This window comes from Lederbergia ruris, from assembly GCF_018332955.1.
In the GTDB taxonomy this organism is placed as follows: domain Bacteria; phylum Bacillota; class Bacilli; order Bacillales; family Bacillaceae_C; genus Lederbergia; species Lederbergia ruris.
The window spans coordinates 27,867-50,419 of record NZ_BORB01000007.1; the positions used below are offsets into that span (position 1 = coordinate 27,867).

General features: G+C 40.5%; 13 protein-coding genes. 10 read left to right on the forward strand and 3 right to left on the reverse strand.

Translation table 11 applies throughout. The features are described 5' to 3' along the window. Positions 1 to 47: 47 nt before the first annotated feature. Entirely contained in the window at positions 48 to 866 is an 819-nt protein-coding gene (locus KI363_RS05570; RefSeq protein ID WP_212965747.1) for a helix-turn-helix domain-containing protein, read from the forward strand. Positions 867 to 1,217: 351 nt separating this feature from the next. On the opposite strand, the gene KI363_RS05575 is transcribed toward KI363_RS05570, so the two are convergent. The 3 genes from KI363_RS05575 to KI363_RS05585 form a co-directional block, all read right to left on the reverse strand. Continuing rightward, positions 1,218 to 2,528: an ABC transporter substrate-binding protein gene (locus KI363_RS05575; protein ID WP_212965748.1), complete on the reverse strand. Its 1,311-nt coding sequence runs from the start codon at positions 2,526 to 2,528 to the stop codon at positions 1,218 to 1,220. 268 nt (positions 2,529 to 2,796) lie between these two features. After that, positions 2,797 to 3,669 (reverse strand): carbohydrate ABC transporter permease, encoded by an 873-nt coding sequence (locus KI363_RS05580; protein WP_212965749.1) that lies wholly within the window; start codon positions 3,667 to 3,669, stop codon positions 2,797 to 2,799. Positions 3,670 to 3,687: 18 nt separating this feature from the next. Further along, positions 3,688 to 4,644 (reverse strand): ABC transporter permease, encoded by a 957-nt coding sequence (locus KI363_RS05585; protein WP_212965750.1) that lies wholly within the window; start codon positions 4,642 to 4,644, stop codon positions 3,688 to 3,690. Between the two features lie 538 nt (positions 4,645 to 5,182). On the opposite strand from KI363_RS05585, the gene KI363_RS05590 reads away from it, so the two are divergent. The 9 genes from KI363_RS05590 (at position 5,183) to KI363_RS05630 (ending at position 22,504) form a co-directional block, all read left to right on the forward strand. Beyond that, positions 5,183 to 6,202, forward strand: coding sequence for a response regulator transcription factor (locus KI363_RS05590; protein ID WP_212965751.1), 1,020 nt, complete (start codon positions 5,183 to 5,185; stop codon positions 6,200 to 6,202). A 124-nt stretch (positions 6,203 to 6,326) separates the two neighbouring features. Continuing rightward, the gene (locus tag KI363_RS05595) at positions 6,327 to 8,165 is read left to right on the forward strand and encodes a sensor histidine kinase (RefSeq protein ID WP_212965752.1); all 1,839 of its coding nucleotides are present in this window, start codon (positions 6,327 to 6,329) and stop codon (positions 8,163 to 8,165) included. A 108-nt stretch (positions 8,166 to 8,273) separates the two neighbouring features. Next, positions 8,274 to 9,824 (forward strand): extracellular solute-binding protein, encoded by a 1,551-nt coding sequence (locus KI363_RS05600; protein ID WP_373306733.1) that lies wholly within the window; start codon positions 8,274 to 8,276, stop codon positions 9,822 to 9,824. A 31-nt stretch (positions 9,825 to 9,855) separates the two neighbouring features. Next, positions 9,856 to 12,201, forward strand: coding sequence for a glycosyl hydrolase family 95 catalytic domain-containing protein (locus KI363_RS05605; RefSeq protein ID WP_212965754.1), 2,346 nt, complete (start codon positions 9,856 to 9,858; stop codon positions 12,199 to 12,201). 198 nt (positions 12,202 to 12,399) lie between these two features. Beyond that, on the forward strand, positions 12,400 to 14,607 hold the full coding sequence (locus KI363_RS05610) for a glycosyl hydrolase family 95 catalytic domain-containing protein (protein ID WP_212965755.1): 2,208 nt from the start codon (positions 12,400 to 12,402) through the stop codon (positions 14,605 to 14,607). A gap of 34 nt (positions 14,608 to 14,641) precedes the next feature. Further along, positions 14,642 to 17,584: a discoidin domain-containing protein gene (locus KI363_RS05615; protein WP_212965756.1), complete on the forward strand. Its 2,943-nt coding sequence runs from the start codon at positions 14,642 to 14,644 to the stop codon at positions 17,582 to 17,584. Positions 17,585 to 17,944: 360 nt separating this feature from the next. Further along, the gene (locus tag KI363_RS05620) at positions 17,945 to 18,733 is read left to right on the forward strand and encodes a sugar phosphate isomerase/epimerase family protein (protein WP_212965757.1); all 789 of its coding nucleotides are present in this window, start codon (positions 17,945 to 17,947) and stop codon (positions 18,731 to 18,733) included. A 356-nt stretch (positions 18,734 to 19,089) separates the two neighbouring features. Then, positions 19,090 to 20,862, forward strand: a complete 1,773-nt coding sequence (locus KI363_RS05625) for a cache domain-containing sensor histidine kinase (RefSeq protein WP_212965758.1) — start codon at positions 19,090 to 19,092, stop codon at positions 20,860 to 20,862. Beyond that, a complete protein-coding gene (locus KI363_RS05630; protein ID WP_212965759.1) occupies positions 20,852 to 22,504 on the forward strand; it encodes a response regulator in 1,653 nt (550 codons plus the stop codon). The genes KI363_RS05625 and KI363_RS05630 overlap by 11 nt, the downstream gene beginning before the upstream one ends. The last annotated feature ends 49 nt before the right edge of the window (positions 22,505 to 22,553 follow it).

The following is a 22,553-nucleotide window of genomic DNA, read 5'->3' on the forward strand; positions in this document are numbered from 1 at the left end:
TAATTGTATCAATTTTGTCATTCTCAAAACTTTAATAGGGTGAAATAATGAAGGCACAATCACTTGAGATGATGATTCAATACATTGAAAATTTACAAGTTCATATGATCGCCGGAAACCTGACAAAAGTGAAACCGAATTGGCAAAAGAAACCATCCCTGGAACCGTTTAATCGCCTTTACTTTATTTTGGAAGGAGAAGGACGGATAAAAATCGATGAAACGGTTTATACTCCCCTACCGGGACAATTGTTCATTATGCCATCCGGGACAAGGCACTCCTATTCCACCATAAGCGACGACACTTATTTAAAATTCTGGTGTCATTTCACAGCTACGATTGGCGAGATGGACCTATTTAAAGCAATTCATGTTCCCCATTTTTTAGACGTGCAGGAAAAACAAAAAACAGCCAAACAATTTAATATGCTGATCGACCTTTATCATAGCGATCAACTTTCGGCACCAATTAAAATAAAATCTATTTTGTTCGATTTCATTTCGCAGTTTATTGAGCAATCGGTGTTAAAAACTGACTTTTCTTCTGTCCATAATATTAACACAGTATTAAAGTATATTGATCAACATCTATCTGAAAAAATTAAAGTAGAAACACTTGCGGAACTTGCAAATCTCCACCCTAATTACTTTATGCACTACTTTAAATCTATTCTCGGTCTCTCTCCTATTGCCTTCATTAATCAAAAAAAAATGAAGCAAGCGCAATACCTGCTTCAAAACACTGATCAAACGATAGCAGAGGTCGCAGAGCAAGTTGGATTGGACATTTATTATTTTTCGAAAATATTTAAGCGATTCACAGGCTTTTCGCCAACAAAATATCGACAGATGAATAGGGAGCCATAATGTTGTAAAAGGATGTCAAGAGAATAGTTAATACCTGATCAGTACGTAGTATTTACTCTAACTGAACCATCCTTTGAAAAAAGGGTTCTATGAAAATCACCGTTAAAGATATGCAATTAAGCTTACATCCTATGTGTCAGTTATTTGAGCAATCTTTCATAAAAGAGGGCATTTAGTTTACATTCTTGTTCATCGCATTCTCCAACATCCCTTCGTATGCATCTTGAGGGATTCGCAAAGGTTAGCGTATTCCGGTAGATTGAAAATACCTCGTATTTCCTAGAGATAAAATCAGTAGGTTGTGACACCCAGGATAATTGGCATTCTATATTATTTTGCTTACTCGATTATTTATTGGTTCGCTTTAAGATCCTTGACTAGCGCTTCCGCCTTCTCCTGCGTTTCCCGCAAGACCGTGTTCACGTCTTTCTGAGTGTAAGCTATCTCAGTGATCATTTCAGGGATTAATTCATTCATGACGGTCAACTCGTATTTGGAACGTTTCGCCGGTCCTTTGGCAAAGGGATGTTTGGACAGGGCCTCCAAGTGCAAATCCTGATATATTGGATCTACTTCATATTCATTGATCAAGGATTGGTCTGAAAATGGTAAACGGGCAGGTGCTTCAAAGTCCGTTTTGTTCATTAAATACTCATCGGATACTAGGTAGGACAGCACCTCAAAAGCCAAATCAGGATCTTGAGCAGTCGAGGCAATACCGATACTGTGGGAACGCGATTCGGGCTGGGTATTTGGGAATTCGTCCCAGCTTGGGTAAGTGGCAATATCGACATTCCCCGGATTTTCTGTCATTCCTGTTATACTAGACCAGATCGGCATCATTGCCAGCTGGCCATTCCCGAAAAGACTCCGGGGATCTAAAAGATCCTTCTCATTTTCAGGTAAGTTATCCGGAATAGCATAAATATTTTGAAACGTTTCCATAAATGTTTTGATAAATGAGGTACTGTCAATGATCGGCTCATCAGTATCCGGATCTAACAAAGTATAATTGATTAAGGCTCGATCATGTGCCCTTGGCAGCAATCCATAATAATGAACACCGTTTCGCTCGCCCGTCACCTGACGCGCTAGATCAGCCACTTCCGTCCAAGTCATGTCATCAGACGGATAATCTACGCCGAATTCGTCAAAAATCGTTTTGTTATAATGCAAGGCGTAAGGTGATGTCTGCTTGGGCAAAGCGTACAACTCCGAATTGTCCGTAAAACTACGTAATGTTTCAATAATTTCCGGTTGAAATCGACTAAGATCATAATTGTGTTTTTCTATTAATGGATCCAGATCCATAGGCAATTCCAGTTCACTTGCCTCAAGGAATCTTCTTGGTCCTTCGTACCAAATCAAATCAGGATAAACCCCTTGAGCAATTTTATCCTCCCATTCATCCGGTGCGGCACGAATATGTTCAACCGTAATGAAAGGAAACTCGTTCTCGATATCTTCTTTGATATATTCCCAGTCGAATTGTAAAAACAAATTCATTGTGACTGGTTCGCGATCTTTTTCCAATTCTGTAGCTGTATTTTTAACATCACCATCTGCTGGCCCTTTTGCTCCTTTCGTTGTACAAGCCCCTAACAATAGTACAGAAAACACAAAAACTACCCATACCGCGCGACTTCCTTTAAGTAAATTCATCATTTACATCCTTCCGCATTTTTAATTTGTTTTTGTTTCTGACAAAAGGAAACGTCGGATATTTTTAGACCGTTCATCACTCCCTCTAACCGATAGATTTCGTTTTTACATTACATTCCTCTTCCTTATTAGGTTTCCAAAATCGTGTGCTTCTCCTCCTTCTTTATTCGTTTTGTTTGAACAGCCTATAATGAAAAGACAATAAAAATAAAAGCAACTACAAGTAGTTTTTTTATAAAAAAGTCTCCTTTCACCTGTTCTCTTTACATTAAGATTTAATAGAACCAATCATTGCACCTTTCACAAAATGCTTTTGCAAAAAAGGATACACTAACATAATTGGTAGGGTGGAGATGACAATCACCGCCATCTTAATCCCTTCTGGTGACATTGTCCCTGCTATTTCCTCTACCATCGAATTAGCCTGCCCGAAGTAGTCGCTCATAACAATTTCCCGCAGGCGGACCTGCAAAGGATACAACGTCCGATCATTGATGAAATAAAGTGCATTTGAATAGGCATTCCAGTGTGTTACTGCGTAAAATATTCCCATCGTTGCCATGACGGGTTTGGATAACGGTAAGACGATGTTCCATAAAACACGTATTTCTCCACTGCCGTCTATACGCGCTGAATCAATCAATTCCTTAGGAATGTTCATAAAGAAAGAACGCATGATAAAAAAATTAAATGTACTAATCGCACCTGGTATCACCAAAGCCCATAACGTGTCAAGCATTTGCAATTCCTTAATCAATAAATAATTTGGAATGAGAGGTGCTTGAAACACCAAGGTTACAAGTACCATGATCAAGACTACCTTTCTACCGACATATTCCGATCGTGATAATGGGTAGGCTAATGATGAGGTAGCCATGAGATTAATAAAAGTTCCGCCAACGGTAACGATGACACTAATGAGAAATGCTCTCCAAACAGAGTGATCACCAATCACTGCCTCGTAATTAGAAAGGACAAATTCTATGGGAAAAAAAGTAATTTTCCCGGAATTGATGGCAACGTTACTGCTAAAGGACTGTGCTATTACATGAATAATAGGAAGCACCATCATTAAGCTGATCAATACAAGCAATCCGTAATTGAAAATTTGAAATACCCGTTCTCCTTTGCCCATCTTCATATTTGCCACCTCCAAATGTTAATATATTCCCTCACCTGTCGCTTTTTTGCTTAGGGAATTACCAATGATGATTAAGAGAAATCCGACTACAGACTTAAATAACCCAATAGCCGTTGTATAACTATACTGTCTATTCAGCAATCCAACCCTATAAATATATGTGTCAAGAATATCCCCATTTTCTGTATTAAGGGAATTTAAGAACACATAGACACGTTCAAACCCAAAATCAAGGAAATTTCCAAATTGCAATAAAAACAACATAACAATTGTTGGAAGTATTGCAGGGAGTGTAATGGAAAGTGTCTGCCTCCAACGGTTTGCTCCATCAATGGAAGCGGCTTCATAAAGGCTTGGATGAATGCCAGCAAGGGCGGCTAAATAAATAATTGTGCCCCAGCCGCTGTCCTTCCAAATGCCAGCACCAACCAAAATACTTCGGATATAATCGTTCTCACCAAGGAAGTAAATGGGGTCAATCCCGAACCATCCTAATACCAAGTTTATGAAACCGGTACGTGGTGATAATATTCCGGCCGCAATCCCACCAATAATTACCCAAGATAGAAAATGCGGCATATAAACGACTGTCTGCAAAATTCGTTTGTGTAAAGTGATTCGAATTTCATTTAGCAGTAAAGCGAGAATGATCGGGATAGGGAAAGCAAAAATAAGATCGTAGAGCCCAATCAGTAACGTGTTTTTCAGTATGGTCAAAAACTCGGGATATTCCAGCATTCTCTGGAAGTGATCCAAACCGACCCAAGGGCTGCCCGTAATCCCTTTGAATATATTGTAATCCTGAAAAGCAATAACGGATCCGAGCATGGGAACGTATTTAAATAACAAAAAATAAACAATTCCTGGTAACGATATTAAATAAAGTGCTTTATATTTCCAGATAAATCGAAACGTACTCCCCTTATTCGGATGACGGGAAACCAGACGAGCGGATGTTTCTATTTTACTTGCCATCGAACTCTCTCCTTTGATCACGGCCTATGTAAAGAATGTATTCTCGATAAACTGACTAGAAAATATCGAGAGCGAATTGGTCATTCAGTAAACCTTACTTTATTTTACAACGTCTTAACCGTGATAAACGATGTGTAAATTTTTATTAAGTTGTGTTTTTTTACGATATGGAGATAGGTTATGAATATGATTGTTTTCCAATCATTTACTTTAGCAAGAAGTTTGTAGCCATTTCATTCGGCTTATTATAAGACAAAAAGATATTATTATATTCCATTTTCATTTGTTCACTAATCTAATAAAATTAGGTTGTCGCAATTTTTTGTCTTTAAAAAATCCCAAAAAATGCCAAGAAGAAGGGGGCTTTCCAAGTGAACAAACCTATGCGTTAAGGTGAGGGTTGTAGTCAAGATGGACAAATTAATATGTCCAGCCTAATGGATAGAACACGTATGATGATCGTTATGGCCAATACCCACAAAGTATGATGGAGCCTATTGGAGAAAATGATTTATTTAAAAGGGGGACGATGACTGTTATGCATCTATTAGTAGCTGATGATGAAAGGGTTATCCGAAATGGCATTGCTAAGATGGCGTCACAGTATCAACATTCTTTTTCTTCCATTCGTACAGCCTATGATGGTTTGCATGCTCTTGAGCTCATTAACGAATACGTACCTGATATCTTATTTGTTGATATCCATATGCCAAAAATGAATGGAATGGAGCTGTGCAAACGTATTAATGAGCAATACCGAAATATTATCATGGTGGTTATTTCCGGTTACGACGATTTTGAATATGCCCAAACATGCATGTCTTATGGGGTAAATCGTTATTTACTAAAGCCCATAACGACAAAAGATGTGCAAAAAGTGATGGACGATATTTTGACAGCGCATTCATACCCTTCCGTATTTCTCTTGGAGTGTGAGGATTGGGTGAAACGAATAGAAGAGCATTTATGGTTGTTACAATGGGATGAAATTGAAAAATGTATTTTACAGTGGGAAGAAGATTTATCGACACGAATGAATGTATTTCAAATTAGGAATCTTTTGAATGACTGTATGAAAATGTTAATCAGACGGTTAAGGGAACGACAATTTACCCCTATAAGTCCCATAGAGGAAATGAAGTCTTATGGTGCCTATAAAAGCCCCTTCAGCCATTTTAGAGCGCAATTACGCCAAGTTGGTAATGACCTGGTTAAGTGGCGAAATGGCAATATTAAAGACCCACTTGAAACGGCCAAATCATATATCGACCATCATTTATCAGAAGAACTTACCTTGGAAAGTGTTGCTGAAGTAATCGGTATGAGTACTTCTTATTTTAGCGCATTTTTCAAGAACATGACAAATGAAACCTTTGTTCAATATCGTACCAAGAAACGAATTGAAAAAGCGAAAAGGCAATTGGCGGTTCCCTACATTCGAATTGTTGATATAGCGGCAGAAGTTGGTTATGAAGATTACCCGCATTTTTCGAAAGTGTTTAAAACGGTAACTGGATACACGCCATCTGGCTATCGTAAGAAGCTAGGGATTAAATAATAAAAGGTCCAACCGAAAGATATCAAGGGTATAGTTTTAATGAATCTAAAAATATCCGACTTTCTCCTATGGGTGGCGGCCATTAAGGAAAATTGAGAGGTTGATAGGTTGTCAGGGGGCCATTATGAGAAATAGTTTAGCTCGTCAATTGTTTTTTTACTTTCTGGTGATTTGTGTGTTCTCCCTCACTTCAGTTGGTTGGTTTACTTACGAGCAATCCTCAAGACAATTGGATGAACAAAATTACAAATACATGGAACAAATTATAAACAATGCACTTAATCATTCAGACGCCTACTTAAAATCTTACGAACGTTCGATTGTATCTTTAATAATGAATAAAGACATCAAGCAGTTTATCGACCAGCCACCCCTTGAAGGGTATGATCGCTATTATTATCGTTCCTTAATGAAGGAGCACTTTCGACCTATTTTTATCCATAACCCGGAAGTGATTTCTATTTACATTATTAGTTATAACGGGAATGCTGTTTATGATTACAACAATATGCAAGGATCCTCATTCACCTCTGCAGAAGTAGCCGAACAATTGAAAGTTTTAAAAGCCCAAACACAAAACGATGGAAAGGTTAGTATCTTTGGAAAGAGCTTTTTAGATCATAGTACCGGTCCCGTCATTACTTTGGCCCGTAAAATACGTGGACTTTCCTCAACACAATTTGAAGGCATATTGGCGGTAGAAATGAATTCCGCAGAACTTTCGAATTTATGGAAAGGAATTGAATTGGGGGAGGAAGGATATTTTTCCATCGTTGATGAGAATGGAAGTATCATTTTTCACCCGGAACGTTATAAAATTGGTACTCAGTTAGATGGGGATCTTAAACATCGCCTGTTGAGATCGCCTGAGGAATATTTTATAGACAAGGAGCACCGGCCTAAAAGGGTCTATATGACCCGCCGTTCAGATTATTCTGGTTGGCATCTTATTATTTCAAATTCATACAACATGTTACGGGCGCCTGTTTCCGTTATTCGCATGACGACCATTACGGTTGGACTCATGACCCTGGTATTAGCGTTGTGGATTTCCCATCGTTTTGGACGATCAATCACTAGACCCATTCAAACCCTAAGAAAAAGTATGCAGCAGACAGAAAGTGGAAACTGGTCTATCATTCCACCATCTCATCGAAAGGATGAAATTGCTGACTTAACAGAAAGCTATAACCGAATGGTGTACAAGTTATCTGAATTAATTGAGCGCGTGTATGAGACTAGGTTGCATAATCAAAAAGTTTTACTTGCACGCCAAACAGCTGAATTTCAGGCGTTGCAAATGCAAATAAATCCTCATTTTCTATATAACACATTGGAAACAATTGTTTGTTATGCTGCTGTTAAGGATTCACCCGAAATTGAGGAAATCATCAAATCTCTTTCCTATATGCTAAGGTATTCTGTACAGACAAATTTAAAAGAAGTAACCGTAGAGGAAGAGTTAGAACATGTCCTTCATTATTCCGCTATTTTGAAACATCGTTTTGGGACTGATTTTAAAATTGAGGTGGCAGTTGATGAGAAATATTTATTATACAAGATGGTTCGGCTTACCTTGCAGCCTCTTGTGGAAAATGTGATCAATCACGCCTTTCCCAATGGGAGAAACGATGATCATTTTATACGTATTAAGACCGCGGTAGAAGGTGGTATATTTTTAGTTATAGTGGAGGATAACGGTGCCGGCATCAGAAGAGAACAATTAATTAAGTTATTGAGCAAATTGCAAACGAGTTCTCTATTGGACGAAGAGTCTTTACAATCACAAGCATCAAAAGGAAGCATTGGACTAACCAATGTCCATAAGCGTATCCGAATGGCGTATGGTGAACAGTATGGTTTACAAATTCATCAACGAGAAGGAGGAGGGACAATTGTTTGTATGTTAATGCCCGCCGATCCATTGCATACCGATCATTCATTCACCACCAATAGCCCATAAAAAAACACAATAAGATGATAAAAAATAACATTCTGTCCGATGGCGGAAAAATGTAAGATTGAGTCATAATCAGGTTTGCTAAGTGTTTAAAGGAGAGGGGCAATGAAAGTGAGGAAAATGGTAGTTTTTCTGTTAACTAGTGTCTTAGTGATGGGGATATTTTCAGGATGTAGCGGGGCTACATCAGGTCAAAAAGCAGATGATAAGGAAGATGGCAAACTTACTTTTTCTATGTCAATGACATCCAGTGGAAACAAATATGCTGAAAGCTCGCCAAATATTAATGAAGAAAAATGGGTAAAGGAACTGGAAGAACTAACAAATACGAATATTGATTTACGAATGTTTCCATTAAAAGATTTTGATCAAAAAATGTCCTTAATGTTTACTTCGAACGATATACCGGATGTGGTACAAAATGTGGGGGGTGCCACGACAACAGGAATGTCTGGTTCTGTGGAGGCAGGAGTTTTTATGCCACTTGATGACCTTTTGAATGAATACGCCCCCAATCTTATGAAGGCGGTGCCAAAGGCGGCTTGGCAAGAAACAAGTTATAACGGAAAGATCTATGGCATCCCTTCTTGGTTATCCAACCCTTCTCGGCGAGCTACTTTTGTTCGCGCTGATTTACTTGAGAAAACGGGGTTAGATCAACCAAAGACAGTTGAGGAATTTTTGGAGGTTATGAAAGCGTTTAAAAAACTTGGGGTTGAAAATCCTTATCAAATGCGTGAAAACTTCAAATATGCAGATACAATACTTGGGGCCTTTGATGTTCTCCCCTCACAATTCGAAGTTCAGAATGGCAATGTCGTCCCTAAATTCTTTGATATTGAGAATATGACGAAGGCATTAGAAACTTATAAGACAATGTACGATGAAGGCTTGATTCCGAAAGACTTTGCCACGCTTAGTATGACCGACTATAGCAAAAGCATTGAATCGGGCAAAGCTGGTATGTGGTCAGCCAATGCACAAGGTTTATCCAATTTCCGCACTAAAATTAAGGAAGCGGAACCAGAAGCGAAAATTGAAATTATACCCTCACCACATGGACCTGAAAATCGTGGCGGACACCTTCTGTATTCCAGCCTAGTTACATCCTATTACATTAATAGTGAGGTTCCTGAGGAGAAGGCTATCCAGATTATAAAGTTTTTTGAGTGGATGACGACATCGGAAGCTGAAAGTTTTTTCTCCTTTGGTATTGAAGGTGAAGATTACACGGTAGAAAACGGTAAAGTTCATTTTACACCACCTACTACAACTAAGGCGATTGATGAAGACGGATTCCGCGGCATGTTCTGGTTTGTACATGACAACATTTATAACAAGGCGAGGGAAGAATTGACTGAGGACGGGCGTGACATGATGCGGTACTTAGATACGATTGTTTCTAATGAAGGGCTTGGTACAGTCCGGTTTGTACCTGCTCCTGAATCGTTCTCAAAATATCCTGATTTGGCGCCACAAGCAGACGACGTTGGTCCAAAACTGATCATAGACCATATGATCAAAATGATTTATGGCAAGGAATCGATTTCAGATTGGCCGAAAGTGATTAAGGAATATGAGGAAAAAGGCGGAAATGAAATTTTAGAGGAAATGAATGAAAAGTATAAGGAAGGTAACGGGGTTATTGAAATGAGTAACTGAGAGGATTATGTATGAAGGAGGTCACTACCTGATGAAGAACAATATTAGTATGCGCTATCCGGCTTCTTGGTGGCACTCCATGTGGAGAGAAGCGTTACCTTCTGGAAATGGAAGGATTGGTGCATCCGTATATGGTGGAATCCACGAAGAAACGGTATTACTCAATCATGAAGGGCTATGGCGAAGTGGTCGTACACCGGAACTGCCTGATGTAAGCGATCACCTTACTAAAGTTCGCCATTTATTATTGAAAGGCGATGTTTCTAAAGCGGACCATGTGTTATCCGATGCGTTAAGCAAAAAAGGTTATAAGCCGAAGATCGCTTCTCCTCTCCCATTAGGAGATCTAAAAGTCTATATGCCGCTTCGTCAAGCCTTTCAGCACTACAGGCGAAAACTTAACATGGAAACTGGTGAAGTGTCTGTTTGCTGGACAGACGGTGAGACGCAATATGAACGGATGCTATTTGTATCTAGAACTGATCAAGCAGTCGTCTATGAAATTCGCAGAGAAGGACCAAAACAAGTCGAGGCGAGCTTCCTTCTTCAATTGCATGATAAACATCGACCCGATATTGTGTTTCCTGAGCAGGAAGAAACGAAATGCGAGGAAGAGTATATTTATTATGCCGCACAAAACAACGACGGCACTGACTTCGGTGCGGTTGCCCGGGTCGTTAGCCGCAATGGTCAAATGGAAGCCGGGGCGGAAGGACTTCATGTTCGTGACTCTGACTCAGTCGTTGTGATCGTGAAGCTGTTTGTACAAGGAAATAGGCACACGGAGTGGAAGCGGCTAAAGCGGGAAATATCATCGTTGAAACCATGCTATGGATCGTTGTTGGCTTCACATGTTACCGAACATGGTAGGCTGTTTAGAGCTATGGAATTAGATCTATTTGCATCGGGATGTGAACTGTCCAATGAAGAGCTACTTCTGCAGGCTTATGATGGGGAAACTCCAACTGTCTTAGTAGAGAAAATGTGGGCATATGGAAGATATTTACTTATATCGAGTTCACATGAAGAGGGGCAGCCTTGTCATTTATATGGTTTATGGTGTGGTGATTACAATGCTGTTTGGGCTTTCCATATGGTGAATGAAAACATGCAAATGATCTACTGGCAGGCATTCTCTGGCAATATGCCAGAACTTGCACTACCTATGTTCAATTATCTGGAGAAGTTGATGGATGATTTCCGCTTAAATGCTGCGCGTCTTTATGGTTGCCGAGGCATTTTTATCCCTGCTCCAACTGCACCCGATTCCGGCTTACTTAAGCATACATCCCCCCATATTGTTCATTGGACTGGCGGAGCAGGATGGATGAGCCAGCATTATTATGATTACTACTTGTATACAGGAGATATTGAATTTTTACGTAAGCGGGCGTTGCCGTTTATGCGGGAGACTGCCCTATTTTATGAGGACTTTCTTACCGTTGGCGAAGACGGTTATTACGTGAGTGCACCATCCATTTCACCGGAGAATACGCCGGGAAATTATAGGATGGATGCGCATAAATCGATACAAACAACGATGAATGCAACGATGGATTTTGCTATTGCTAAGGAATTGTTGATTCATCTCATTGATGGAGCACGGGTAGCTGACAAATATGTAGAAGACATTCCTAAGTGGCAGGAGATGTTAAATCGAATTCCGCCTTACCAGACTAATGAGGATGGTGCGATCAAAGAATGGATGCATCCATTCTTTGAAGACAACGATCACCATAGGCACGAGTCCCATTTGTATCCTATTTTTCCAGGAACGGAGGTAACTCGTCTCAGCGACCCTGGCTTATTTCGAGCTTTCGTGAAGGCAGTTGAGAATCGACACGTCACCGGATTGAAAGAACAGACCGGTTGGTCCATTACCCATATGGCTAACTGTTACGCCCGGGTGGGTAAAGGTGACCAGGCACTTCAGTGTTTGGAGACTTTGCCGCGCTTCTCTTTGATGAACAACCTCATGACACTGCATAATGATTGGCGGGGTATGGGTATCGGTGTTGATATGGAAAGGGTTCCTGTACAAATTGACGCCAATATGGGGTGGACCTCGGCGATTCAGGAAATGTTGCTTTTTTCCCTCCCCGGTGAACTTCATATTATGCCCGCATTACCTTCTCGCTGGAAGAGGGGGAAAGCGGGACCATTGTTGGCAAGGGGGGGAGTGGAATGTTTAATGGAATGGGATATGGACAAGGGGGAGATGGGGCTTACTATAGTTTCAATTGACAGGGAAAAACAGATTGACATTCTTCTACCTCCAACGGTAACGTCAGTCAAAGGATATCCGAAGAGTCAACAGAAATTAAAATCCGTAAGAATTTGCGAGAAGCCATTGCATCTGCAAGTTTTCTTGAAATGAACACAATTAAACTGAATGAAGGTGCACATTTTTATTTCACTATAATAAAAATCCAAGTCAGTAGAGAGGAAACAAGTAAGAGTCGGGGATGTAATCTTAAATAAACCTTAAGAACTACGGTGATCAACTGCTTTGCGCTTTAATGTTTGAGGTTAAGAAATAAACGGACCGACGATTGAAATCACAGGAGGGAGACACATGGAAAAAATCGAACGAATCTTGAGAGATGCGGAGATCCACCTTTGTGAAGAACAGTGGGAGGATCGGAAAGGAATTTTTCTCAAACCTTCTGAGCGCATTCCGACTGAGACATGGACGGATGCTCCGCTTCTAGGGAATGGAGATGTCGGAATTGCCATTGGCGGAGGACCCGAGGAGCAGACATTTTATATTGGAAAAGGCGATTTCTGGGTGCAACCATATCTTGGGGAAACAGCGGAACAGCGGGTCGACCGACTGCTTAACGACCAGGGGAGAAGAACCGGGGCCCGAATGATAACAGTTGGTCAACTTTCGCTGTCCATTCCCGATCTTAACAAGGCAAAGTATCGGCAAGAACAGGATATTCTCAATGCCGAGGTGAAAGGCTTTTTTCGTGGCGAGCAGGTGGAGGTCAATCTTTGTTCTTGGGTTGCAGCCGATTCGAATATGCTTGTCAATGAGTTGGAGTGTGTTAGAGGGAAACTGGACATCTTAATGAAACTTCATGCAGGTGAGAAAACAACTAATGAGGTATTCAACTATGAGAATGGGGTAGATGATGATTCAATGTGGTTCAGATATGCCACAAATTCAACCAATGTTCCCGAAACGAGGCGGGTAGCGGTGGTTAACAGTGTCTTAGGAAGGAAAGCTAACTATCAATGGAATTTCCATGATGTCGAGGCTCAAATTTCCATGGTATCCGGAGACCGTATTGTCATTTTAACGGCAATCGTTAGTAATCGTGACAAGAAGATTTATTTCAATGCTGCGCGAAACCTCGTTGAAACATACGGACAGAAAGACCGGATCGTTACACTTAAGCGAGACCACCGTAACTGGTGGCGAAGGTTTTGGACGGCCTCACATATTGAGATCGGTGATCCCGTGCTAGAGAAATATTATTATGCCTCTTATTATATCATAGGCTCTTGTATCCGTGCCGGTAAGACACCTCCAGGGCTCTTTGGCAATTGGATTACGACAGATCGACCGGCCTGGACAGGTTCATACACGATGAATTACAACTATGAGGCACCATTCTGGGGGCTATATGCAGGTAATCGTGTTGACCTTGCGGAATCGTATTGTGAGCCACTTCTTGCATTCCTTCCCTTGGGCAAAAAGTTCGCCAGGGAAAAGCTGAACTGCCGCGGTATCTATATGCCTGTTGAGCTAGGAGCAGATGGTATGGTCTGTTCGATGTTTTTTCATGGACAAAAGTCGAATGCCGCTTTTGCAGCTGTGAATCTGCTCATGCACATCTATCATACGTATGATATGGATTATGCTAGGAAGGTTTATCCCTTTTTAATGGAGGTCGGTAATTTTTGGGAGGATTACCTTGTTTTCGAGAATAACTGCTACGTTATCTACAATGACGATATCCACGAACGTTCGAAAGACAAGAAAAATCCAATTTTATCGCTTGGTTTTATCCGTATGATTTTTATGGCTTTGTTGGACCTTAGCGTTGAGCTTAAATGTGATGAGAGGAGACGAGAAAAATGGCGCCACATTTTGGATCATCTTAGCCCTTATCCGATTTTGGAGCGCAATGGGAAAACAGTGTTTCGCTTAACAGAAGAAGGAATGGATTGGAATCATCGCAATTCTTTGGCTGTGCAGCATGTGTTTCCCGCTGGTGTGATTGGCTTGGATAGCCCTTCGGAATTACTTACTATTGCTTGGGATACAGTAGATGAGATGCAGCGTTGGAGCGATTTTAACGCATTTCCGACTTATTATGCTGCTGCCGCAAGAGTGGGATATGATCCGCGTGTTATTTTGGATCGTTTGCGAACAGAATGTAAAGAGAGGTCGTTGGAAAATTTGTCGATTCATCACGGGGGAGGTGGAATTGAGGATGCAAGTGCCGTCCCAGTTTGTTTGCAGGAGATGCTTCTCCAAAGCCATCAAAAAACCATTAGACTGTTTCCAGTTTGGCCAGATGATCAGCCTGCAAGTTTTCGTAAACTAAGGGCGGTTGGGGCCTTTCTTGTTAGTAGTGCCTATTCAGAAGGTAGTGTGAAATATGTTTTAGTAGAAAGCGAGAAGGGCCGTACATGCCGAATTCAAAATCCATGGCCAGAAGAGCGTGTAGTCGTATATTGTAACCATTACAAAGAGGTTCAAGTGCCTGGGGAGTATATAGAACTAGAAACTAAAGCAGGTGACCAGCTGGTCTTATTCAAGGATGATTAACCGTTTCTAGCAAACAATTAGAGGAGGACGGACAATGAAAAGAAACCTATTCACGTTTGTTTTTGTAAACCTATCGATAGTTGCGTTGTTGCTATTTTCCTATGTGCCTTCTTTGCAAGCAAAGGAAGAGATGGCTTCGAACTTAGCTCTTAATAAGCCGGTTACTGTAAGTAGTGACACGAGTGTTGGAAAAGCGAGCAATGCTGTTGATGGGGATTATAAAACGTACTGGCAACCGTTAGCTGCCGATCGCGCGGACGGTAACATATGGATTACGGTCGATTTAGAGAGTCGTCAATCATTTAACACGTTACATGCGATGTGGAATCGGACGGACAATATCGGAAAATATGAGATCCTATATTCAGACGATGGAGAAACATGGAAAAAAGCGTTCGAAGGAATATCTGGATTTAATAAGGATGAACAAGTGAGTTTCGATACTGTCACAGCACGGTATGTGAAATTGGATATTACCTTAAGCCGTAATTTAAATTTGCAGACTTTTGAACTGGCAATCTATCAATTGGAAGAAGGGGAGGACAAACCAATAAATTTGACAGATATTTATTTTGTTGATGATTCCGGGAAGGCTTATTCGGAGAATGCCTTTATTGATCTGAACAAGGGAGAGACAAATCAACTCCAACTAAAAGGAAAATTGAAGTCGGGGGAAGAGGTAGACCTAACCGAAGTGAAAAAACAGTACCATTCCTCGACCCCAAATGTAACCATCGACCTTTCTGGAAAAGTTACTGCTATCGAAGTAGGAGCAAGTATGGTGACAGCAAAGGTCGAATTGGCGGACGGAAAAACCTTAACAACTCCTTATATGTGGTTATATATTCATGATCCGGAGGAATTTTTTGATGAATCGTATGTTGCCCATACAGACATTTCACACCCTAATATGAAGATGGAAATCGGTCAACCGGCCGTACTTGAACCTAAAGATGATTTCCCCACCTTAAATGTTCGAGCGAACGTTTCCATAGAATTGTCAGGCGAAGTGGTGAAAGACGGAGAAGATGTGGTCGCACAAATCCCGCAGCATACATTAGCCAAGGATGAGAAAAAGGACATTGTCATTGCGGGGAAAATTCCCGAAAATGGTCAATACGAGATTCGTTTGACCCTGCAGGAGGCGGGAAAAAATCCGGTTTATGATACATTTTACTTTACAGCTTTACAACAGGGGGATATTCCTGAAGGGCAAAGTAGCATTGTGTTTTTGAATGACGACCATCGTTTAACATATGTTCCAGACTATAAAGGGAACCGGGTTTTAGATTTTTCTAATAGCGGTTATATGGGTGGCGGTGTAACAATCCCCAATGTAAAGGTCGCCGTAACAGTCGAGCCGGTTGATGGAGACGCCACACAGATAATCCAAGAGGCCATTGATCGTGTAGCGAAGTTACCAATTGATAAAGACGGGTTCCGTGGGGCTGTCCTATTGAAAAAAGGCCGCTATAATATTGGAGGTACATTGCATATTAATGAGAGCGGTGTTGTTTTACGCGGGGAAGGAGGGGGAGAAGATGGTACTCTCATTTATGGAACTGGAAGCGAGCGGAGAAATTTAATCGAGATTGGTTCTGGATCCGGTCCTTCTATAGACTCTGCATCGGCGGAAACGATTACAGATTTGTATGTTCCATCTGGCAATCGTACCTTCCATGTGGGTGATGCCTCTGCATTTAATGTCGGTGATAGCGTTATGGTACGCAGAGTTGGAAATGCGCGTTGGATCAGTGAGATCGGGATGGACCGCATCTTCATGCGACCCGGCGTCACTAGTGGGACGAATCAGTGGGCGCCTTTCAATCTCGACTTTGACCGCGTCATTACTGCAATCGACGGTAACGAGATCACCATTGATGCCCCTATTGCGAACGCAATTGATCACAAATGGGGCGGTGGTCAGCTCATGAAATATTCAGATGTCTCCAGGATCGAACAAGTCGGAGTAGAAAATATGCGTGCCGATAGTGATTTCGACCCGAGCATTACCGACACGGTCATGGATAACGGAAAAACCGATCCTTATTATGCGGATGAAGACCATGCCGAGCGCTTTGTCGTATTTAACAGTGTTAAAAATGGCTGGGCTCGTCATCTTTCAGCTACCCACATGTCTTATTCGCTGGTACAAATGAGCCGTAATGCCAAGTGGATAACGGTTGAGGACAGCACAGCCACTGACTTTATCAGCATCATCACTGGTGGACGTAGGTATGCCAACCATTTAATGGGGCAGTTGAGCCTAGTACAACGTGTACACGTGGAAACGGCGCGTCATGCGTTTGTTGTTGATAGCCGAGTACAAGGGCCGAATGTTGTCTTAGATAGCAGTAGCGCAAGGGACTACAATACGAGCGAACCGCATCATAGGTGGTCAGTCGGTGGGTTGTTTGATAACGTAAAAGCGAAGATTTCGATTCGAGACCGGGCGTGGCTTGGTAGCGGTCACGGATGGGCGGGGGCCAATTACGTGACATGGAATACGGAAGGGGATTTGACCAGTCAACAGCCGCCAACCGCACAAAACTACGCCATCGGTCATGTTGGTCCGGTTGTCGCTGGACTTGTACCGAACAACTACGACTCAAGACCACGGAGCGAGGGTTATTGGGAGTCGACGGGAAAACACGTTACTTTGGCAAGTCTTTACAAACAGCAGCTGATGGAACGATTGATACAGGAGGAAGGCGAGAGTGCCAATACAATACTGAAACTTGTTGAGCTTGTCCATTCGTGGGGTGATATCGAAGATAAAAACGTTGCGCGAACTTTGGAGACCCACTTAACAGCATTAGAACATTTTGAAAATCAAGGGGAATCGGAAAAAGTCATCAAGCACGTGAAGGGATTGAAACAGTTGCTTGATCATCAGCAGAAAGATGGGGGGATATCTGAACAAGCATACAACATGCTTCAGGACGGTGCTAATTCTTTACTTAAGAAATGGCAATAGATTTTGAAATTTCAAGAGATCTCCTGTGGCAATGAATTGTGTTACAGGGGATTTTCATTCAAGTGATACCTTTCAAAGGGGGGATTTGAAAGACAAAGAATTGGGATTTAAAAAAGAGGTGGATCAAAGAAGAACATCAAAAATAGATTTATTCAATTGGTTTAGTATAAAATGGGAAAAGAGAGGGTTATTATTATGAAAAATATCTGGGGGGGAGTGTTTCCCACAGGTTCAATGAGTAGCGATTGACCGCCTATGTAAGCGGTGTTATAATTTTTAAAAACTTATAATAGTAATAGATTTATATAAAAAGAGAAGGTTAATAAGGATATGACACCGTTCTTAGAATGGAGGGAAGCGATGTTTAAGGTAGGTTTATGTTCGATAACCTTCAGACAATTGTCAGTTGCTGAAGTGATTGATATATCAAAAAAGGCAGGCATCAGTGGTATTGAATGGGGAGGAGATATACATGTACCACCGGGAAATGTGGAAGGTGCCACTCAAGTCGCTTATTTAACAAAACAAGCTAACCTACAAGTTTCGTCTTACGGATCTTATTACCGGGTGGGCTATGAGGAAGACGGACAAGAATCTTTTGCGAAAGTATTAGAGACAGCCATAGCATTAACAGCTCCATCAATTCGAGTATGGGCCGGCCGGGTAGGATCGCGCGAAGCAAGTGAACAGGATAGAAAAAAGGTAGTGGACGATGCCAAAAGAATCGCTGAGTTAGCAAAAAATAAAATGATAAGCATCCATTTTGAATACCACCGAGGGACGCTTACTGATACGGCTGAGAGTGCTACACAGCTAATGGAAGAAATTAATCACCCAAACGTCTTTTTATACTGGCAACCTGCCGTCAATGAGTCTGTTCAGAAGAGGATAGATAGCATTGAAAGGGTTAGCCCTTGGCTATCGCATGTTCATGTTTTCTATTGGGAAAATACCAACCGACTACCATTCTCTTCAGGTGTAACCATGTGGGAGCAGTATTTAAATGCTTTAAAACGGGTGAAGGGGGAGCGCTACCTTTTAATGGAGTTTGTCAGAGAAAATAAGGTAGAGCAGTTTATGGACGATGTAGAAGTATTAAAAAGGATGGTTACTAATTTGAATCGACAATTTTTAAAAAAAGAATATTAGAGGGGATTACCGAATTTTATTTGGAAAAGTGGGAGGTGAAAACTAACCGATTGATGCCATACTCAGGGTGGAGGAATGATGTTAAGGAGTGATTGGCAAACATTTTAACTGGGGTAAATGAACCTTAAAAAGTACTAGAACCTTTCAAAATACCAGCATATAATCATAATCATTGTCTAATGGAACCTTCCTACTGGGTGAAATTTATTTCACCCTTTTTTTGATAGAGTGATTCTATGAGATTAAAAGAATGGTAAGTAAATATAGCTAGATTTAGAAAACAGTTTAGATCGTGTGTCAGTATAGAGTTATGAAAAATTTTAGGACGATCACCCCAAGTCAAGGAGGTTAGGATATTGAATCGTTTTTATAAAAAGCTGACATTTAGAAGTAAGCTTCGTCTAGCCTTCATTTTTCTCGTTACAATTTCAGTTTCTTTTACGGGGTGGATTACATACTATATAACAGCTGATTTGTTGCAAGACAATGCTCTTAAAATGAACCAAGAAATGCTTAATAAATCATCCCAAGCCTTGGATGAAAAATTGAAGCAATTTCCAAAATCTTTAATGCTACTTTTTGTTAGCGATTCTTACAAAGATTTAATGAAAGATGTGGCTATTAAAGATAATTCTCGTTATTCTATTCACTACTCTGGATTACAAACAGTATTCACACAGCTAACTTTGAATGATGAATTATTAGAATCTATTCTGCTTGTGACCCCGATTGGGGACTTTTATTTAGCTGATGATGCACGGACGGGTACAGAATTTAAAGAAACAAATATCTATAAACGGCTTCAAAAGAATAAACATGCTATTTGGATAGAAGGGCACAAAGATCCCTTTTTTTTCAGGGGGAATTCAGTGGTATCGTTTGTATTACCTGCTATTGGGGACCGGGTAGATATAGAAGATTGCTACATAGTGTTAAATATTAAGGCAGACAAACTTAATCGTTTTGTAATCAGCAATATTAACGAATCACAAGGCGGTGTCACTGTTGTAAATGAGAAGGGGAACCCTATTTTCCCACATAGTCCCTTTCAGTATAATCAGCTTATCCACCTCTCTGACTTTATTGATCATATTAAAACAGGAGACGAAAGATCCTTTGAGTATGACCATAAGGGAAAACATTACTTGGTAAACTTTGCAAAATCGAAAGTCAATCATAAATGGACGCTCATTAGTGTGAAGCCAAAACATAAATTGCTTGAACAAGCTAGAACCATTAAATGGACGACAACGGCAGTTACTCTAGGGGCAATCATTCTTGCCATTATCATTTCCAATGTCTTTATCAAAGTTCTTATGAGGCCGCTTATCCAGCTACAAAGCCTTATGAAGCGTGCTGGTCAAAATGATTTAAGTGTTCGTTTCTCGAATGATAGCAATGATGAGGTAACACAAGTTGGCTTGCAATTCAATCAAATGATGGAACAAATTCGTCAGCTTATTCGTCATGTGAAAAATGCTGAAAAGGAAAAATACAGGGCAGAAATCAAGGCGTTACAGGTCCAAATCGTGCCCCACTTTTTGTACAATACGTTGAACACGATCTATTGGAAGTCAACGCTTCATAAAGAAAAAGACGTACAGGAGATGGTAATGGCTCTGTCACGTATGTTTAGGTTGGGATTAAATAGCGGAAAAGAAATTACTACTGTGGAAAAAGAAATAGCGCATGTCACGCAGTATTTAAACATTCAGCAGAAATGTTACGAAAACTTATTTACATATCGGATAGATGTTGATGAGGAATCGGCGATTCGAGACCAACCAATATTAAAATTGATACTACAGCCGCTAGTGGAAAATTCAATTAATCACGGTTTTAAGGACAAACGTGAAGGTGGTTTTATCGAGATCCGTCTTAGTAGGAAAAATGATTGGATGTGCATTACTGTATCTGACAATGGGGTGGGAATGGATACAGAAATGGTTCAACGGAATATAGAACAAGAAAACGACGCTTATAAAGGCTTTGCTTTGTACAACATATTTCAGAGGATTCAGTTATATTACGAGAATAAAGCGGAGATGAAACTGGAAAGTACTCCAGGGGTGGGAACAACCGTGAAATTATCGATTCCATGGATGGAGGCCAAAAAAGATGAAGGGTGAAATGATTCGTTTATTGGTTATAGATGATATTAAAAGTGTAGTGGATGGAATTGCCAGTCAAGTTCCGTGGGAGCGGTATGGGATCCGAGTAATTGGCAAGTGCCTGAACGGTGAAGAGGGACTAAGCATAGTGAAAAGTCTCTCTCCGGATATAATCTTAACAGATATTCGCATGCCGAAACTAGATGGACTATCTCTTGCTGAGGAGACGAGGAAATTAATGCCAAGATGTAAAGTTGTCTTAATGAGTGGTTATGATGACTTTGAGTACGCGCAGCGGGCCGTTCGTCTTGGGGCTTTCGATTTCGTGACAAAGCCTTTTTCTTTAGAAGACATACTGGAAGTGGTTCTGAAAGCGAAAAACGCAGTCGAACATGAAAAGAGTCATTTGATGCATCTACAAAAGCTTGAGCAAAGGAAAAAAGAAAGTATACCCCTTCTTCGTCAGGAATATCTTTCTCTTCTTGTTCAAAGTGGTGGTAACGAAGACGTTAACATTTCTAATAGATGGGATTTTTTTGGTATAGAGCTAAAACCACAGGATTTTGTTGTTATGTTGGTTACGATTGAAGAGTTTACAGAACACAAAATAGATTCGCCTGTAGGTGAAATTGAGCTGGCTCGCTTTGCTATTCAAAATGTTTTGGAAGAAACGATTGCAAATTATACAAAATTTGTAGTTTTTCGTGAAACATTGGATCGTTATGTGATTATTTACAATGTCTTTTCGACTAATTTGTCCTCTGAACTTGCGGATAAATGTCGCAAAAATATAACGAATTTTACAAAGTTTACTCCCTCCTTCGGAATTGGTTGTCCGGTGAAGCAAATTGTAGAACTGTCATTATCATACCAACAGGCATATACCGCTCTAAAATACCGTTTTTACACAGGTGGAAATTCTGTTATAAGTTATGAAGATATCTCACTTGCTGAACATCACATGCCAAGATATCCATCTGAACGAGCGAAGGAATTGGCATATGCATTGCAAACAGGAGATAAGGCGAAAATGATAGAAACCTTAGAGCAGATTCAGGACGAATTAGCTCACTCCGATTCTTTACCAAATCCAAGGTACTTGGTTCCTCTTTTATATGGTCTTGCCAACATGATGGTTCGTAGTGTAGCCGAAAAACTAGCTTACGAACAAGTCAAACCGCTTGAGGAGATGCTCAAAGAATTACAAAACGAAACAAACCTGTCACTTCAAAATGTATATACGCTACTTAAAAAGATAGGTAGCACAAGCTGTGCACTTGTGCAAGAGCATAGTAAATCACACACATATATGGTAATTGAAAGGGTCACTGCCTATATTCAGCAGAATTTGTCTGCTGATTTAACGGTCAATCACTGCGCGAAGATGATTTACCTAAGTGAAAGTTATTTTGCTTATCTATTCAAAAAGGTGACAGGTGTAAGTTTTAATAAATATGTAACGAGAGAACGGATTGAAAAAGCAAAAGAAATGCTCATACAGAACAAGCAGGTTCAGGAAATTGCATCTGCCGTTGGTTATAAAGAGAGAAGGTATTTTAGCGATGTTTTTAAGAAAACAACTGGTTTGACACCTTCTGAATTTCGTCAAAAGATGGAAAAAACCATACCAATAGTGAATGAAAATAACGAACATCATTGAATATTATCCCTCGACCGTTGTTTTACAACATTTCCTATTAGAAAAGAAA

What these genes read in the sequence shown, in the direction of transcription:
- KI363_RS05570 (WP_212965747.1), top strand. Translation starts at nt 48, where the DNA reads ATGAAGGCACAATCACTTGAGATGATGATTCAATACATTGAAAATTTA.
- KI363_RS05575 (WP_212965748.1), bottom strand. Translation starts at nt 2,528, where the DNA reads ATGAATTTACTTAAAGGAAGTCGCGCGGTATGGGTAGTTTTTGTGTTT.
- KI363_RS05580 (WP_212965749.1), bottom strand. Translation starts at nt 3,669, where the DNA reads ATGAAGATGGGCAAAGGAGAACGGGTATTTCAAATTTTCAATTACGGA.
- KI363_RS05585 (WP_212965750.1), bottom strand. Translation starts at nt 4,644, where the DNA reads ATGGCAAGTAAAATAGAAACATCCGCTCGTCTGGTTTCCCGTCATCCG.
- KI363_RS05590 (WP_212965751.1), top strand. Translation starts at nt 5,183, where the DNA reads ATGCATCTATTAGTAGCTGATGATGAAAGGGTTATCCGAAATGGCATT.
- KI363_RS05595 (WP_212965752.1), top strand. Translation starts at nt 6,327, where the DNA reads ATGAGAAATAGTTTAGCTCGTCAATTGTTTTTTTACTTTCTGGTGATT.
- KI363_RS05605 (WP_212965754.1), top strand. Translation starts at nt 9,856, where the DNA reads ATGAAGAACAATATTAGTATGCGCTATCCGGCTTCTTGGTGGCACTCC.
- KI363_RS05610 (WP_212965755.1), top strand. Translation starts at nt 12,400, where the DNA reads ATGGAAAAAATCGAACGAATCTTGAGAGATGCGGAGATCCACCTTTGT.
- KI363_RS05615 (WP_212965756.1), top strand. Translation starts at nt 14,642, where the DNA reads ATGAAAAGAAACCTATTCACGTTTGTTTTTGTAAACCTATCGATAGTT.
- KI363_RS05620 (WP_212965757.1), top strand. Translation starts at nt 17,945, where the DNA reads ATGTTTAAGGTAGGTTTATGTTCGATAACCTTCAGACAATTGTCAGTT.
- KI363_RS05630 (WP_212965759.1), top strand. Translation starts at nt 20,852, where the DNA reads ATGAAGGGTGAAATGATTCGTTTATTGGTTATAGATGATATTAAAAGT.